General features: G+C 36.4%; 11 protein-coding genes. 9 read left to right on the forward strand and 2 right to left on the reverse strand.

What is annotated here, in order from left to right; genetic code table 11:
* The first annotated feature begins 51 nt into the window (after nucleotides 1-51).
* The 8 genes from uvrC to OZP13_RS16815 all read left to right on the forward strand — a co-directional run bounded on the left by uvrC (nucleotide 52) and on the right by OZP13_RS16815 (nucleotide 12,625).
* On the forward strand, nucleotides 52-1,845 hold the full coding sequence (gene uvrC, locus OZP13_RS16780) for an excinuclease ABC subunit UvrC (RefSeq protein ID WP_281297935.1): 1,794 nt from the start codon (nucleotides 52-54) through the stop codon (nucleotides 1,843-1,845).
* Nucleotides 1,846-1,854: 9 nt separating this feature from the next.
* Nucleotides 1,855-4,062, forward strand: coding sequence for a patatin-like phospholipase family protein (locus OZP13_RS16785; RefSeq protein ID WP_281297936.1), 2,208 nt, complete (start codon nucleotides 1,855-1,857; stop codon nucleotides 4,060-4,062).
* 461 nt (nucleotides 4,063-4,523) lie between these two features.
* Nucleotides 4,524-5,309, forward strand: coding sequence for a DUF3108 domain-containing protein (locus tag OZP13_RS16790; RefSeq protein WP_281297937.1), 786 nt, complete (start codon nucleotides 4,524-4,526; stop codon nucleotides 5,307-5,309).
* Between the two features lie 116 nt (nucleotides 5,310-5,425).
* Nucleotides 5,426-6,643 carry a M23 family metallopeptidase gene (locus OZP13_RS16795; protein WP_281297938.1) on the forward strand — a complete coding sequence of 406 codons (1,218 nt, stop codon included), beginning with the start codon at nucleotides 5,426-5,428 and terminating at the stop codon, nucleotides 6,641-6,643.
* Between the two features lie 152 nt (nucleotides 6,644-6,795).
* Entirely contained in the window at nucleotides 6,796-8,439 is a 1,644-nt protein-coding gene (gene pgi / locus OZP13_RS16800; RefSeq protein ID WP_281297939.1) for a glucose-6-phosphate isomerase, read from the forward strand.
* 327 nt (nucleotides 8,440-8,766) lie between these two features.
* The gene (locus OZP13_RS16805) at nucleotides 8,767-11,490 is read left to right on the forward strand and encodes a TonB-dependent receptor (protein ID WP_281297940.1); all 2,724 of its coding nucleotides are present in this window, start codon (nucleotides 8,767-8,769) and stop codon (nucleotides 11,488-11,490) included.
* 101 nt (nucleotides 11,491-11,591) lie between these two features.
* Nucleotides 11,592-12,014 carry a hypothetical protein gene (locus OZP13_RS16810; RefSeq protein WP_269241282.1) on the forward strand — a complete coding sequence of 141 codons (423 nt, stop codon included), beginning with the start codon at nucleotides 11,592-11,594 and terminating at the stop codon, nucleotides 12,012-12,014.
* A gap of 80 nt (nucleotides 12,015-12,094) precedes the next feature.
* Nucleotides 12,095-12,625: a septal ring lytic transglycosylase RlpA family protein gene (locus OZP13_RS16815; protein WP_281297941.1), complete on the forward strand. Its 531-nt coding sequence runs from the start codon at nucleotides 12,095-12,097 to the stop codon at nucleotides 12,623-12,625.
* Here the strand turns inward: OZP13_RS16815 and OZP13_RS16820 are convergent, their stop codons facing one another.
* Nucleotides 12,626-13,096, reverse strand: a complete 471-nt coding sequence (locus OZP13_RS16820; RefSeq protein ID WP_281297942.1) for a CYTH domain-containing protein — start codon at nucleotides 13,094-13,096, stop codon at nucleotides 12,626-12,628.
* Nucleotides 13,097-13,126: 30 nt separating this feature from the next.
* On the reverse strand, nucleotides 13,127-14,530 hold the full coding sequence (locus OZP13_RS16825) for a tetratricopeptide repeat protein (RefSeq protein WP_281297943.1): 1,404 nt from the start codon (nucleotides 14,528-14,530) through the stop codon (nucleotides 13,127-13,129).
* Between the two features lie 91 nt (nucleotides 14,531-14,621).
* Between OZP13_RS16825 and dinB the strand changes: the two genes are divergently transcribed.
* Complete coding sequence (gene dinB, locus OZP13_RS16830; RefSeq protein ID WP_269241286.1) at nucleotides 14,622-15,704, forward strand: DNA polymerase IV; 1,083 nt, start codon at nucleotides 14,622-14,624, stop codon at nucleotides 15,702-15,704.
* The last annotated feature ends 39 nt before the right edge of the window (nucleotides 15,705-15,743 follow it).

Below are 15,743 nucleotides of genomic sequence, written 5' to 3' on the forward strand. Positions count from 1 at the left end.
GGATAATTTTCTGAATTTGGAACTTGGTATTTTTCAAACTAACTTTGTTATATGAACAACCCAACTCTCGAACTTCAAATTCAAACCTTGCCCGACGGCCCTGGAGTGTATCAATATTATGATAAGGAAGGGAAGATTTTGTATGTGGGCAAAGCCAAAAATCTTAAAAAAAGGGTTTCTTCCTATTTCAATAAAATTCACGATACGGCCAAAACGAATGTCTTGGTCAAAAAAATCGTGACCATAAAACATATTGTCGTCCCCACCGAAACCGATGCGCTTTTATTGGAAAACAACCTTATCAAAACCCTTATGCCAAGATATAATGTCTTGTTGAAGGATGATAAAAGTTATCCTTGGATTTGCATCAAAAAAGAACCTTTTTCACGAATATTTACCACCCGAAGAATGGTCAAGGATGGTTCGGAATATTTTGGACCGTACACCAGTTTCAAGACGGTGCATACTATTTTAGATTTAATAAAGGAACTTTATCCGTTACGCACTTGTAATTATGATTTGAGTAAATCGAATATCGAAAGTGGAAAGTTTAAAGTTTGTCTCGAATATCATATTGGCAATTGCAAAGGGCCTTGCGAAGGCTATGAATCATTGGAAGAGTATCAAAAACAAGTCGATGCCATTCGCGAAATCCTGAAAGGGAATTTCAAGGAATCAATGAAGGATTTCAAAAAATTGATGACGAATTTGGCCAAAGAAATGCGCTTTGAGGAAGCTCAAAAAATTAAAGAAAAAATAGAAATTCTCGAAAATTACCAATCACGTTCCACCATTATAAACCCGAAAATCACCAATATCGACGTGTTTTCGATAGTTTCTGACGAAAGTGCCGCCTTCGTGAACTTTCTGCAAATTTCCCACGGTTCGATTATTCGTTCGCACACGATGGAAATCAAGAAGAAATTGGACGAAACCGACGAAGAGTTGTTGGAATTGGCGATTATCGAACTTCGGGAACGTTTTCAATTATTGTCCAAAGAAATAATAGTTCCGTTTGAAGTGGATTTAGGCGAAAAGATAAAAGTTACTGTTCCGCAATTGGGCGACAAAAAACAGATTTTGGATTTGTCCATTCGCAACGCCAAGTTTTACCGAATCGAACAATTGAAACAACTGCAAATCGTGGATCCCGATCGTCACGCCAATCGAATTATGGCGCAAATGCAAAAAGATTTGCGATTGCCCAAGGAACCGCGACACATCGAATGTTTCGATAATTCGAACATTCAAGGAACCAATCCCGTGGCGGCTTGCGTGGTTTTCAAGGATGGAAAACCCAGCAAAAAAGATTATCGTCATTTCAATATAAAAACCGTCGAAGGCCCTGATGATTTCGCTTCGATGACCGAAGTGGTATATCGTCGTTACAAACGATTATTGGACGAAAACGAACCTTTGCCGCAGCTCATCATCATCGATGGAGGTAAAGGACAATTATCGTCGGCTTTGAAAAGCATCGACGAATTGGGCTTGCGCGGAAAAATCACGATAATTGGCATTGCCAAACGATTGGAGGAACTGTTTTATCCCGGCGACTCGATTCCGTTGTATTTGGACAAAAAATCCGAAACTTTGAAGGTTATCCAGCAATTGCGGAATGAAGCACACCGTTTCGGAATTACTTTTCATCGGGACAAAAGGAGTAAATCAGCATTGAATTCTTCGATGGAAAGCATTCCGGGAATTGGAGAAAAAACGATGATGGCGTTGATTCAACATTTTAAAAGTGTTAAAAGATTGAAGTTGGCCACAGAAAAAGAAATTTCCGATGTTATAGGTGTTTCAAAAGCCAAAAAAATTACCGACTTTTACAAAACCAATTAGCAAATCACGATGAAAAAATTTGCCTTATTCGTTTTCTTTCTTTTTACTTATCAGGCGTCTTTTTCACAGGACACTATCAAAAGACCCAAAATAGGATTGGTTCTTAGTGGTGGTGGTGCCAAAGGATTTGCGCACGTCGGGGTTTTGAAAGTACTGGAGGAATCGGGAATAAAAATAGATTTCATTGGCGGAACCAGCATGGGAGCCGTTATTGGCGGACTGTATGCTTCGGGTTACAATGCCACCCAAATTGACTCGATTGTTAGGGTAACCAATTTCGACAACTTGTTGATTGATTATATTCCTCGCTCTTCAAAAAGTTTTTATGAAAAAAGGAATGATGAGTTGTATGCCTTGATACTTCCTTTCAACAAATTCAAAATAGGCGCACCGCAATCCCTCTCCAGGGGGATGTTTAATTATAATTTATTCAATAAACTCACTTTGCACGTAAGACATGTTCGGGATTTCAACCAGTTGCCCATTCCTTTTTTATGCATTGCCACCGACATCGAAAAAGGAGAGCAAATTTTATTGGATAAAGGCGTTTTGGCCCAGGCTCTTTATGCCAGCTCTGCATTGCCTTCTGTTTTTTCTCCCGTAATATTGGACGACAGGTTTTTGATTGATGGCGGTGTAACCAATAATTATCCCATAGAAGAGGTGAGAAAATTAGGAGCCGACATCATCATCGGGGTCGATGTGCAAAATGGTTTGCGGGATAGGGAACAACTAAGGGACGGAACCAAGATTTTATTTCAAATTACCAATCTTCAAATGATTGAAAAAATGAAACTAAATTCTAAAAACACGGATATTTACATCAAGCCGGACATCAAGGATTATGGAGCAGTCTCGTTTGAAAAAGCGAAAGAAATTATCCAAAAAGGAGAAGAAGCCGCATTTTCTGTCTATGAAAAAATAGGTCAATTGAGTGACAAGTCAAATCCATACCACAAGCCTAAACTCAAAATAGAATCCGACAGTTTGAATATAGTTGACATTGTCTGCAATAATTTGATGGATTATTCAAAAAATTATATAGAAGGAAAACTAAAATTCAAATCTGGGGTAAAAATCAGCTATAAAGATTTAGAAAAAGGAATTAATAATATAGATGCCACCCATAATTTTGGTGCGGTAACCTATTCTTTGGAACCAAATGGAGCTGGAGAAGACCTGATTCTTAACTTTATCGAAAACCCGGTTAGGACTTATTTGAAATTCGGATTGCATTATGACGGACTTTATAAAAGCGGTGTTTTGGTGAATCTTACCAATAAAAAAACATTTTTTAAAAATGATATTGCTTCATTCGATTTTATTATTGGAGATAATTTGCGTTATAATCTGGATTATTATGTTGATAATGGTTATAATTTGAGTTTTGGCTTTAAGTCACAGTTAAATCAATTTAACAAAAATGTCACCAATGAAATAAGCAGTTTGTCAATAGCACCTTTGGCCAATGTTAATTCCATAAACATTGATTTTCTGGATTTAACCAACCAGTTTTATATTCAATCCGTCTTTGCACAAAAATTTCTGGTGGGAGTTGGTTTGGAGTATAAATACGTTAATATTGAGTCGGAAACCCTGACTGCTACAAACCCCGTGCTTGACAAAAGTAATTACACCAGTGTTTTTGCGTACATGAAATATGATTCTTTTGACGACAAATATTTTCCTACAAAAGGCTGGTTTTTCACGAGTGACTTGCATAATTATTTATTTTCTTCTAATTATACCGGGAAATTCAATCCTTATTCCATAGCCAAAGCCGATGCTGGGCTTGCTCTCAAAATAGTAAAAAACACCACTTTCAAATTTCAGACGGAAGCCGGTTTTTCCATTGGAGCCGATAGTGTCCCTTTCTTTGATTTCGTCTTGGGGGGTTATGGTTTTATTCCCTTGAATAATTTCAAGCCATTTTACGGTTATGATTTTTTGACCCTTGCCGGCAATAGTTATCTCAAGGCATCGGCAACAATCGATTATGAAATTTTCAAGAAAAACCATCTCAATTTTTCGGCCAATTATGCCAATGTGGGAGACGATTATTTTGAATCTCTGGACTGGATTTCTTTGCCAAAATATTCCGGATACGCCATTGGATATGGGCTGGAAACCGTAATTGGGCCTTTGGAAGTTAAATATTCTTGGTCGCCAGAAACCGCAAAAGGATATACTTGGTTCAGCATTGGATTTTGGTTCTAATAAAGCAGGAAATAGCGTTGGTTTCTAAACGGCTATTTTCAACAAATTATTCTAAAAATCATTAAAAAGCAGCAAGATTATTCGAAAAACGAGTCAAAATCGTTCGTTTTGTGCAAGTTTTTGTTCTTTTTATGCCAATGCAAAGATAAAAGTAATTGCAAGGAATGTTTTTTTAACAACTTTTTTTTAAATTATGTGAAAAAATAACCCAAAGCAGCATGCACGTCCGTAAATGTTCTGTTAAACTTTATTTTTTTGATAAAAATGTTTCAATCCTAAATTATCTTTGCACTGTAAAGAGAAGGGGTGGTTTCCTTCTCGATTAAATGTAAATTTTTCATAATTTATGTTTTTTGGTTAGTTAATAGCATAAAACCCAGTCATTATTTGACTGGGTTTTTTTGTTTTAATACATTTGGAACAAAATTTGCATTTGCTGTCCATAAATAGTCCAAATAGACATGAAAAAAATAATTCTATTATTTATATTTATCAGCACCGTAAGTTTTGATTCTCGGAAACAGGATGCTTTTGATGTGGGTGAATGGTTCAAATTTCGAATTCATTATGGAATTGTAAATGCGGGGTATGCCACCTTGGAAGTTAAAGATGCCACGATAAACAACAAAAAAGTTTTCCATGTTGTTGGAAGAGGATATACCACTGGAGTGTCCAAGTTTTTTTTTAAAGTGGAGGATTTATACGAAAGCTATATCGACAAGCTAACCGGAAATCCTTATCAATATGTCAGGAAAATAAGTGAGGGAGGTTACACCAAAAACCAGGAAGGGTTTTTTTATCAAACGGAAAATAAAGTTCTCGTAAAAGATTATAAACACAAAACCGAAAAAACATTTGTTATTCCCAAAAATACCCAAGACATATTATCTTCCTTTTATTATTTGCGGAATTATCCAAATATCGACAAAATAAATCCGGGAGAATTTGTTGCCATTGATATGTTTTTTGATAATGAAACTACAAAATTTAGGTTAAAGTATATTGCACGTGAGGATATTACAACTAAATTTGGCGTCGTTCCAACAATGGTTTTCCGGCCAATAGTGCAATCCGGAAGAGTTTTTAAGGAAGAAGAAAGTTTAACTATTTGGATATCTGACGATGACAATAAATTGCCAGTAAGAATAAAAGCCAACCTTGTTGTAGGTTCAATAAAAGCGGATCTAGAAGCTTTCAAGGGATTGAAATTTCCGTTTAAAATAATGTCCAACAAGCGAAGGTTGTAATTCGGAATTCAATTTTTAACAAATGAGTTAAAAAAAACAAGTTTACTTTTGATTGATGATATTGGTATCAAAAGTGACTATTAAAAAATAATATTTAATTGCATAATACCTACATTTTGAAACAAGTATCAATACTTTTTTTGGTTTTTTGTTCACTATTTTCTTGTACCCAAAAGGAAAACTTGAACGTAATTCCAGACCAAAGCCTCCAACCTAGAATAGAACAATTTGGGTTTGATTTTAACGATTTTAATGTTCTTCATGATACCATCCAACGTGGAGATACTTTTGGCAGTATAATAGAGAATCAAAATCTTGGCAAAAATCAAGTTTATGACATCATCGAAAAAGTAAAAGACACTTTTGACGTTAGAACCGTTAGAATTGGAAAGGCTTTTACATTATTGCGATCCAAAGACCGATATAAAAAATTGCAGGTTTTGATTTATCAGCCGGATAGAGGCAGTTATTTCGTGATTGATTTTAGGGATTCAGTTTCTGTTTCCAAAATAATTAGGCCTATTCGTTTCAAACAAAGAACAATTGCTGGAGAATTGGACGGCTCCTTGTCCGAGGCATTAAACAAGCAGGGAGTTGACGGGGCTTTGGCCAATAAGTTGACAAAAGTTTACGCTTGGTCCATCGATTTTTTCAAGTTGAAAAAAGGCGACAAGTTTGGCGTCACCTTTACCGAAAGGTATATCGACGACACCATTTATGACGGAGTGGACAGCTTGAAAGCCGCTTTTTTTGAGTACAAAGGAAAAATGATTTACGCTTTTCCATTCGCCCAAAACGAAGCCTCCGGAAAGTTGGATTATTATGACGAAAACGGAAAAGCCCTCAAGAATTTTTTCCTGAAATCACCACTCAAATATGCGAATATCACTTCGCGATTTTCCAAGAACAGGTTTCATCCCGTGCAACATATTTGGAAAGCCCACAAAGGAACCGACTATGCCGCGCCAAGAGGAACGCCAATCATGACTACTGCAGCCGGTGTCGTAGAGCAAACGGGTTACACGGCAGGAAATGGGAATTTCGTGAAAGTAAAGCATGATCGAACCTATTCGACACAATATTTACACATGTCTAAAATTCTGGTTCGAAGAGGACAAAGAGTGACCCAAGGAGCCATAATCGGCAAAGTAGGAAGCACCGGTCTGGCAACTGGCCCACACGTATGCTACCGATTTTGGAAAAATGGGATTCAAGTGGATGCCTTACGTTTGAAGTTGCCCAATTCACAACCCATGGACCGCAAAAACCTGCCGCGATTTATGTCGCAAATAGAACCCTTGAAAAGAGAGTTGGACAGTGTGGCCAATTTGTAGTTCATAAAAAATTGCTTGAAAATTTACTAAAAATTGAACAAAAAACCTAACTACAAGGTTATAGTTCAAAAAAGAAGGGTTTATTGACTCTAAAAGCATTTTTATTTTGAAAACTAAGTGTAAATTTACGCCTATCAAAAATATAAAGAACAATGGCATTACAAAATACAAATCCCACAACAACATTAGCTTGGCGAAATCTTCAGAAGCATTTTCAAGAAATGAATACTGCTTCAATGAAGGAAATGTTCGCCAATGACACTACAAGAACAACGAAATTTAATTTCCAATGGAATGATTTCGTCGTGGATTACTCCAAAAATATAATCGATCAGGAAACAATGAGCTTGTTGCTCGAATTGGCCAAAGAAGTACATTTAGGAGAGGCAATTGCCCAATATTTTGAAGGGGACATCATCAACCAAACTGAAAACCGTGCTGTTTTGCACACTGCTTTACGTGCCAAAGAAACCGCAATCATAAATGTTGACGGAGTAAACGTAATTCCAGAAGTTTTTGAAGTAAAAAATAAAATAAAAAACTTCACGAACGAAGTGGTAGGCGGAACCAGAAAAGGATTTACCGGCAAGCCATTCACGGATATCGTCAACATCGGAATTGGTGGTTCAGACCTTGGCCCAGCCATGGCAGTGGAAGCTTTGCAGTATTATAAAAATCACCTAAACGTTCATTTTGTGTCCAATGTGGACGGAGATCACGTAAATGAAATTATTAAAAAATTAAATCCAGAAACCACTCTTTTTGTAATTGTTTCCAAAACATTTACCACCCAGGAAACCTTGACCAATTCCGAAACCATCAAAGAATGGTTTTTGAAATCGGCTTCGCAAGAAGACGTGGCCAAACATTTTGTGGCCGTTTCCACCAATCTTCAAAAAGTGACCGAATTTGGAATCAATCCCGATAACGTTTTTCCAATGTGGGACTGGGTTGGTGGACGTTTTTCGCTTTGGAGCGCCGTTGGGCTTTCCATAAGTTTGGCGGTTGGTTTTGATAATTATGATGATTTATTGGCTGGTGCCAATGAAATGGACGAGCATTTCAAGACGGCAGATTTCGACAATAATATTCCCGTGGTTTTGGCTTTGTTGAGCGTTTGGTACAACAACTTTTTTGGTGCGGAAAGCGAAGCCTTGATCCCATATACGCAATATTTGCAAAAACTGGCACCTTACCTGCAACAAGGAACAATGGAAAGCAACGGAAAAAGTGTTGGTCGTGACGGAAAACCGGTCGATTACCAAACAGGAACCATTATTTGGGGAGAACCGGGAACCAATTCGCAACACGCTTTTTTCCAATTGATACATCAAGGAACCAAGTTGATTCCAACCGATTTTATTGGATTCATAAAACCATTGTACGGAAACGACGATCATCACGACAAATTGATGTCCAACTTTTTTGCACAAACCGAGGCCTTGATGAATGGTAAAACCAAGGAACAAGTGCAGGCCGAATTTGACAAACAAGGACTTTCCGAAGAAAAAGCTAAATATCTGTTGCCTTTCAAAGTATTTAGCGGAAACAAGCCGACGAATACGATTCTGATACAAAAATTGACGCCTAAATCTTTGGGTTCTTTGGTGGCATTATACGAGCACAAAATTTTTGTTCAAGGCATCATCTGGAATATTTTTAGTTTCGACCAATGGGGAGTAGAATTAGGTAAACAATTGGCCAATTCCATTCTGGAAGAAATACATTCTAAATCGGTTAATAATCACGACAGTTCCACGGAATTTTTGTTAAAACATTTTTTGAAGAATAAATAAGATTCGTTCTCATTTTTACGAAAACGTTGTCATAAATACATCGAAAACCTTGATTTTGTGAAAAATCAAGGTTTTTTTATGCAGTTGCTTTAAAAATGGTTTTAGGTTGTTCTAAAAGGGAAATTATTTATTAACCATTGTGTTTTTTATGGTAAGTGTTAATTTATTGGTTTTCAGTGAGTTGTGGTTTTGTAATTTTAACAAATTACAGAATAAAAGTGATATTTGTTAATAATTCGTTATCCAAATTGATTTTATTAACATTTACTTAACGTTTTTATCGTTTAAATGTTAGAATTTTGCCAAAAACTACTAAACAATACGATAATGAGAACAATGAAAAATTGGTTACTTTCTGGATTGCTGTTTATGATGGTTTCGACAGTATTTTCGCAAGGGAAAATAACGGGAACAGTCACGGATGGACAAAATTCTTTGCCTGGAGCAAACGTTGCCATCAAAGGGTCAAAAATTGGAACTACTGCTGATTTTGACGGTAAATTTTCTATTAATACTTCCGTAACTTCTGGAGAAGTTGTAATTTCATTTATAGGTTACGATGCCAAGACCCTTAAATTCAGGGTTTCAAATGGAGGAACTACAGATTTGGGCACGATTGTTTTGACTAATAATTCAAGCGAATTAGAAGAAGTTGTTATAAAAAGTGGAGTAGTTGATATTGCAAAAGACAGGAAGACTCCTGTTGCAGTTTCTACTATAAAAGCTGCTGAAATTCAGGAAAAATTAGGAACACAAGAATTTCCTGAAATTTTGGCCAATACACCTTCAGTATATGTAACAAAGCAAGGTGGTGGTTTTGGAGACTCAAGAATAAATATTCGTGGATTTGACCAAAGGAATATTGCGGTAATGGTAAACGGTGTCCCTGTAAATGATATGGAGAACAGTGCAGTTTACTGGAGCAACTGGGCAGGTTTGTCTGATGTTACTTCTGCCATGCAGGTACAAAGAGGGTTAGGTTCTTCTAAACTAGCCATTTCTTCAGTGGGAGGTACAATAAATGTAGTAACCAGAACTTCTGATATGAAAGAAGGCGGTTCTGTTTCTTCAGGTTTTGGAAATGCAAATTATTTGAAAGTTCAAGGTTCTTATAATACAGGGGTAATGAAAAATGGTTTCTCTGCTTCTGTTTTATTGAGTTCAACTATGGGAGATGGTTATGTGGATGGAACGAAATTTCAAGGACAAAATTATTTCATCGCTTTTGGTTATAAGCCAAACGACAAGCATGATTTTCAATTTACTTTTACAGGCGCACCCCAATGGCATAACCAAAGAAGTTTTGCCAACACACTTACTGATTATTTGAAATATGGCAAAAATGGTGAGCCAAACATAAAATACAGTTCTGATTGGGGATATTTGAATGGTGAAGAATATGCTTGGACAAGAAACTTTTATCACAAACCAGTTATGTCTTTCAACTGGGATTACAAAATCAGTGAAAACACCAAATTATCCTCTGTATTCTATGCATCATGGGGTCGTGGAGGAGGAACAGGGAATATTGGAAAAAGCCCATTCTCTTATAAAACTGCAAACGGATTGGTTCTTTTTGATGAGTTTGTTAAATTCAACACAGGTCAACCAAATAGTGTTGGAGCTCCACTTACGCCAAGTACGGCAACGGGTCACGTTGGAGAATATGTAACCAATTCCACTACAGGTTTTACTAGGAGAGCTTCTATAAATTCTCATGACTGGTACGGTGCGGTTATTAATTTAAACCAAAAACTGACGGATAATTTAACGCTTGATTTTGGTATTGATGCAAGAACCTATGTTGGTTACCACTTCAGAAACATTAATGACAGATTAGGAGCAAGCGTTTATTTTGACAATAAAGACATTAATAATCCTAACAGATATTTATATCAAACCTATTCTGCTTCACCAAGTATAAATCCTTGGACGGATGTTAAAGACCAAGAAAAAATTGAATACAACAATAATGGTTATGTAAAATGGTACGGTGCATTTACACAGTTAGAATATTCAAATGACAAACTTTCTGCCTTTTTTCAAGGAGCTGTTTCTCAACAAGGATTTCAAAGAGAAGATACTTTTGTTTATCTAAAAACGGATCCACTATATAAAACCGACATTGAAAACATTCTTGGAGGTAACGTAAAAGGGGGTGTTAACTACAATATCAACGACCAACACAATGTTTTCGTGAACTCAGGTTACTATTCTAAACAGCCATTCTTTAATGCGGTTTATCGTAATAATAGATCGGTTGCTTTTGATACTCCAAACGAAAAAATATTAGGTGTTGAAGCAGGTTATGGATTTAGATCTTCAATGTTCAATGCTAAATTGAATTTGTATTATACCGCTTGGGATGATAGATATCAAAGATCTACAGATCCTAGTTCTACAAACAGAAATGGATATTATGATGCCAATGGAGTTAGTGAAACACACTCTGGAGTCGAGTTGGAGATGAATGCTAGACCGTTGCCTAAATTAAATATTAATGGAATGGTTTCCGTGGGAGAATGGAAATACAATGGCAATGCCACTTATGATAGATTTGACCAGAATAACAATAAAATAGGGTCAGGTGATTTATATTTAGCCGATGTTAAAGTGGGTGATGCAGCTCAAATGACAGCTTCTTTGGGCGCTTCTTATGAAGTTCTTACCAGAGTCTCTCTAGATGCAAATTACAGATTCCAAGATAATTTATATGCTGCAATTGAGCCAGGAAGATTTTCTTCTGCCACTAATAAAGGATCTTTGGAATTACCTTCTTATGGGTTGATGGATGCTGGATTCTCTTATAAGTTGATTGTGGGTAAAAACCTAGACAAATCAGTAAATTTCAGATTGAATGTAAATAACGTTTTGGATGAAGTTTATATTTCTGAATCAAGAACCAATATTTTTGCAGATGATTTTGTTTCTGGAACATCTGGAGCAACATGGGAATCAGCTGGTAGAACATATAAAGGAGTTGCAAATGGGAATCAAGTATTCTTCGGTTTTGGAAGAACTTGGAACTTTAGTTTACGTTACAATTTCTAAAAGAAATTCAAATAATATCAAAAACGGCATCGCTTCAAAAGTGGATGCCGTTTTTTTTATGCTTTTTTTACTTATATTTGTTAAAACAAAAAAAATATTTTATGTACGAAATCGTTCAAAAACTGCATTCTGGCTGGGCTTATTTGGCATTGTTACTATTGGTTTTAGCTGTCGTCAATTCAATTATTGGATTATCTTCTAAAAAAGAATTTACCGAGAAAGACAGAAAGATTGCCCTATTTGCCTTGGCGGCAATACACTCTCAATTGGTAATTGGTTTCGTTGCTTATTTTGTTTCTCCAAAAGGGTTTTCTCAATTGGGTCAAATGAAAGATGCAGCATTAAGGCTGACATCATTGGAACATCCGCTTGTCAACATTATTGGTATTGTCTTGATTACCATTGGTTGGTCAAAACATAAAAAACTTGCCACGAGTGAATCAAAATTCAAGACATTCTCCATTTATTATGGCTTGGGATTAGTGCTCGTCTTGAGTAGAATTCCCTGGAATTTGTGGTTTTAAAAAACAAAAAAGTCCTGAAAAGGACTTTTTTTTACCTAGGTATGGTTTTTGCAAAATAGAATTCAACTAAAAAGTCAAAAATGAAATCGAAGATTCACAAATACCCAAAAAGCAATTTTAAAATCTTGAGTAAAAAATCAATAGTAATTTTTCTTTCGATTGCCTTTGTTGCTTTGGCAAGCAGTCAAACCTTGGTTTCGGACAAACAAAAAACAGCAATACAAAAAGATACCGTCAAAAAAAACAAAACACTTGTTGATCAACAAGAAATCATTTCAGATAGTTTGCTGCTTGAAACCGGGAAGTTCAAATTTTACAAAAAAGATGCCCACGCCTCGTATTATGCCGATAGATTTCATGGACAAAGAACCTCTAGCGGCAAGAGATACGACAAAAACAAATATACTGCGGCCCATAAAAAACTGCCTTTTGGAACCAAAGTAAAAGTGACAAACGAGGCTAACGGGAAGTCAGTAATTGTGGAAATTACCGATAGAGGGCCTTTTGTGAGAGCAAGAGAAATTGATTTGTCAAAACGGGCTTTTATGGATATTGCCAATAACAAATCCAATGGTGCCATAATGGTGACCATTCAGGTGCTCCAAAAATAATCAGCGCCAGTTTTTATAAGGATTCTTGCTCAAATAAGAATTATAATACCGATGGTCATTGGTAACTTCTTGGCCAAGCCAGTTTGGTTTTTCGAAGGTTTCGGTTTCCGATCCAAGTTCAATTTCCGCCATGACCAAGCCTTGATTTTCGCCATAAAATTCGTCAATTTCAATGATGTGATTGCCCATTTTTACTTCAAAACGGGTTTTGTCGATAACGCCTTTTTCACACAACTTCAACAATGCTGCCGCTTCATCGACAGGAATTTCTTTTTCCCATTCAAACCGCGACAAGCCCGATTCATTTGTGGCTCCTTTTATGGTCAAGAATCCCTTGTCGCCTTTTAGGCGCACTCTAACCGTCCGTTCTGGAACAGCGCTCAAATAACCCTGCGCAATTCGATTTTGGGCAAAAGCTTCTTTTTTGAAATCTTCTGAGGTAACGAGAAATTTTCTTTCTATTTCTAACATAATTAGGGTAATAAATCCAGTGTTTTATTGCTATTCTTTGATGATTTTAAAGGTTTGCGGTGAAGCTGTATTGAAGGTTTTAAGGATGTAAAAACCTGCGTTTAGTCTTGATACATCAATAGTGCCATCGGAGCTGTTTCCACGTAAAACGGAATTGGATTCGAAATCAAACAATTCATAATCAAAATTCTTGAAATCATAGTTTTTGACCGTGATTACTGTTGTGGCAGGATTAGGGAAAACAAATGGTTTGGGTTTTTCAATAACTATTTCAGGTTGCACGTTGTTGCAGGCACTTCCCAATAAAGCATCGAGATCTTTTTCATCATATACTAAGGTATAATCGAGTTCCTTTACTTTTTCGAATAAGGCACAGGCTTTATCGTATTTTTTTTGGTCGAGGTAAATAATGCCCAGGTTTTTCATGGCATACGAATTGTTTGGATCCATTTCTAATGCTTCTTTCAAATCTTGGATTCCTTTTTCGGATTCACCTAATTTGTGGTACAGTAAACCTCGTGTAGTCTTTAAATCCCTGCCCCCATAATTGGATGAGCGTTCTATAATTATTTTTTCTTTAAGGAAAGCGACCTTAATATTTTCCATGGCTTTTTCGTATTCGCCAATATCGCTGTACAATCGTGCCATTCCCCATCTTGCATGACCATGTTCTGGTTGTTCTGAAATGATTTTTTCTAAATAGAAACGTGCCAAATCAGTGGATTTTTTTTGTTGTAAATAATTGGCAAAATTATATAAAATCCGATTGTCTTTTGGTGCGGCAGTCATTGCTTTAAGATAGTATTGATAGGCATAGTTTTCCATTTCAAGAGCTCCATAGAGATTAGCCAGTAAATCATAAAGACTGCTTTTGAATTTTTCCCTGTTTGCCTTTTCGGATTCCGAAATTACTTTGGTGGTGTCTTTAGTTTTTTTATTTATTATCCTTTCCACCTTTTTTAAATCGTCAAGAGCCAAGGTTCTATTGCCAAGACGAGCTCTTAAATTACCTCTTTTGTATAAGTCGTTTATATTGGTTGGGTTATAATTGGTTCTGGTGTTTAATTCCGTAAGCAATTGAAGATGTTTTTTTGCATTTTCTTCAGTTTCCTTGTTGTTAAAAGGTAATTTGTGGTCGGTTCTGCTCAATAATTTGCCATGAGAAAAATTCCAAGTCACTAATTTCTCTCCCAAGTTGTTGTATTGAAAACAATTGGTGTTTTTATGTCCTTTAGTATCAAAATAAAAGATCTCGTTTATCTTTCCATTGTTATGGTAAGTTTTTAAACTATCTACAATTTTATCAGTCCCTTTCCAAATTTCTACGGATACCACTTTATCTTTATAATAATGTCGGACAACAGTATTGTTGTCATTGGTTTGACTCCATGACAAAACAGGTAAAAGCAATAAGAAGTAAATTGTTTTTTTCATGATTGGTCTAATGAATTTTATGGTTTTAATTTATTATAAATGTAAGATATTTAAGAATATGTAGGTGCGATAATTTGCATAAATTTGCTTTATGTCTGAAACAGTTCCAAATAGAAAAATCATACATGTCGATATGGATGCTTTTTATGCTTCGGTGGAGCAAATGGACAATCCTGCTTTGCGTGGAAAACCAATTGCTGTTGGCGGATCGGAAAACCGTGGCGTTGTGGCGGCGGCAAGTTATGAGGCCAGAAAATTTGGAGTTCGAAGTGCCATTAGCGGCGTTTTGGCCAAAAAATATTGTCCCGATTTAATTTTTGTGAGACCTCGATTCGAGCGCTACAAAGAAATATCCAGCAAAATTCAGAAGATATTCCACGAATACACCGATTTGGTCGAACCTTTGTCTCTTGACGAAGCTTATCTCGACGTTACGGTAAACAAAAAAGGCAATCCAAGCGCTACTTTATTGGCACAAGAAATAAGATTGCGTATTCTTGACGAAGTGGGACTTACTGCTTCGGCGGGAATTTCGGTCAATAAATTCGTGGCCAAAATTGCCAGTGATTACAACAAACCCAACGGACAGAAAACGGTCAATCCGGAGGAAGTTGTTTCTTTTTTGGAAGTATTGCCCATCCGGAAATTTTATGGAGTTGGGAAAGTCACGACCGAAAAAATGTACCAATTGGGTGTTTTTACGGGATTGGAACTGAAAAGCAAATCCATGGAATTTCTCGAAAAACATTTCGGTAAATCGGGAAATTTCTATTATAATGTGGTTCGTGGCATTCACGACAGTGAAGTAAAATCGGATCGAATTACCAAATCGGTGGCGGCCGAACATACTTTTGACATCAATCTTTCGTCCGAAATTTTTATGCTGGAGCAGTTGGAAAACATTGCCAACTCATTGGAAAAAAGACTCAAAAAACACCGTATAGCAGGAAAAACGGTTACTTTGAAAATAAAATACAGCGATTTTACGCAACAAACCCGCAGCAAGACTTTGCCTTACTTTATATCCGACAAGGGATTGATTATGGAAACTGTAAAAGAACTTTTGTTCCAGGAACGGATGAAAGATTCCGTTAGATTGTTGGGAATTTCCTTGAGCAATTTAAACACCGAAGAGAAAAAGACGGTTGTGGTGCAATTGAAATTTGCTTTTTAACAAAAAAACCACGCCCGAAAGCGTGGTTATGAATATCAT

This window comes from Flavobacterium limnophilum, assembly GCF_027111315.2.
Lineage (GTDB): Bacteria > Bacteroidota > Bacteroidia > Flavobacteriales > Flavobacteriaceae > Flavobacterium > Flavobacterium limnophilum.

Coding starts and splice junctions, on each gene's coding strand:
- uvrC (WP_281297935.1), top strand. CDS start 52: ATGAACAACCCAACTCTCGAACTTCAAATTCAAACCTTGCCCGACGGC.
- OZP13_RS16785 (WP_281297936.1), top strand. CDS start 1,855: ATGAAAAAATTTGCCTTATTCGTTTTCTTTCTTTTTACTTATCAGGCG.
- OZP13_RS16790 (WP_281297937.1), top strand. CDS start 4,524: ATGAAAAAAATAATTCTATTATTTATATTTATCAGCACCGTAAGTTTT.
- pgi (WP_281297939.1), top strand. CDS start 6,796: ATGGCATTACAAAATACAAATCCCACAACAACATTAGCTTGGCGAAAT.
- OZP13_RS16805 (WP_281297940.1), top strand. CDS start 8,767: ATGAGAACAATGAAAAATTGGTTACTTTCTGGATTGCTGTTTATGATG.
- OZP13_RS16810 (WP_269241282.1), top strand. CDS start 11,592: ATGTACGAAATCGTTCAAAAACTGCATTCTGGCTGGGCTTATTTGGCA.
- OZP13_RS16815 (WP_281297941.1), top strand. CDS start 12,095: ATGAAATCGAAGATTCACAAATACCCAAAAAGCAATTTTAAAATCTTG.
- OZP13_RS16820 (WP_281297942.1), bottom strand. CDS start 13,096: ATGTTAGAAATAGAAAGAAAATTTCTCGTTACCTCAGAAGATTTCAAA.
- OZP13_RS16825 (WP_281297943.1), bottom strand. CDS start 14,530: ATGAAAAAAACAATTTACTTCTTATTGCTTTTACCTGTTTTGTCATGG.
- dinB (WP_269241286.1), top strand. CDS start 14,622: ATGTCTGAAACAGTTCCAAATAGAAAAATCATACATGTCGATATGGAT.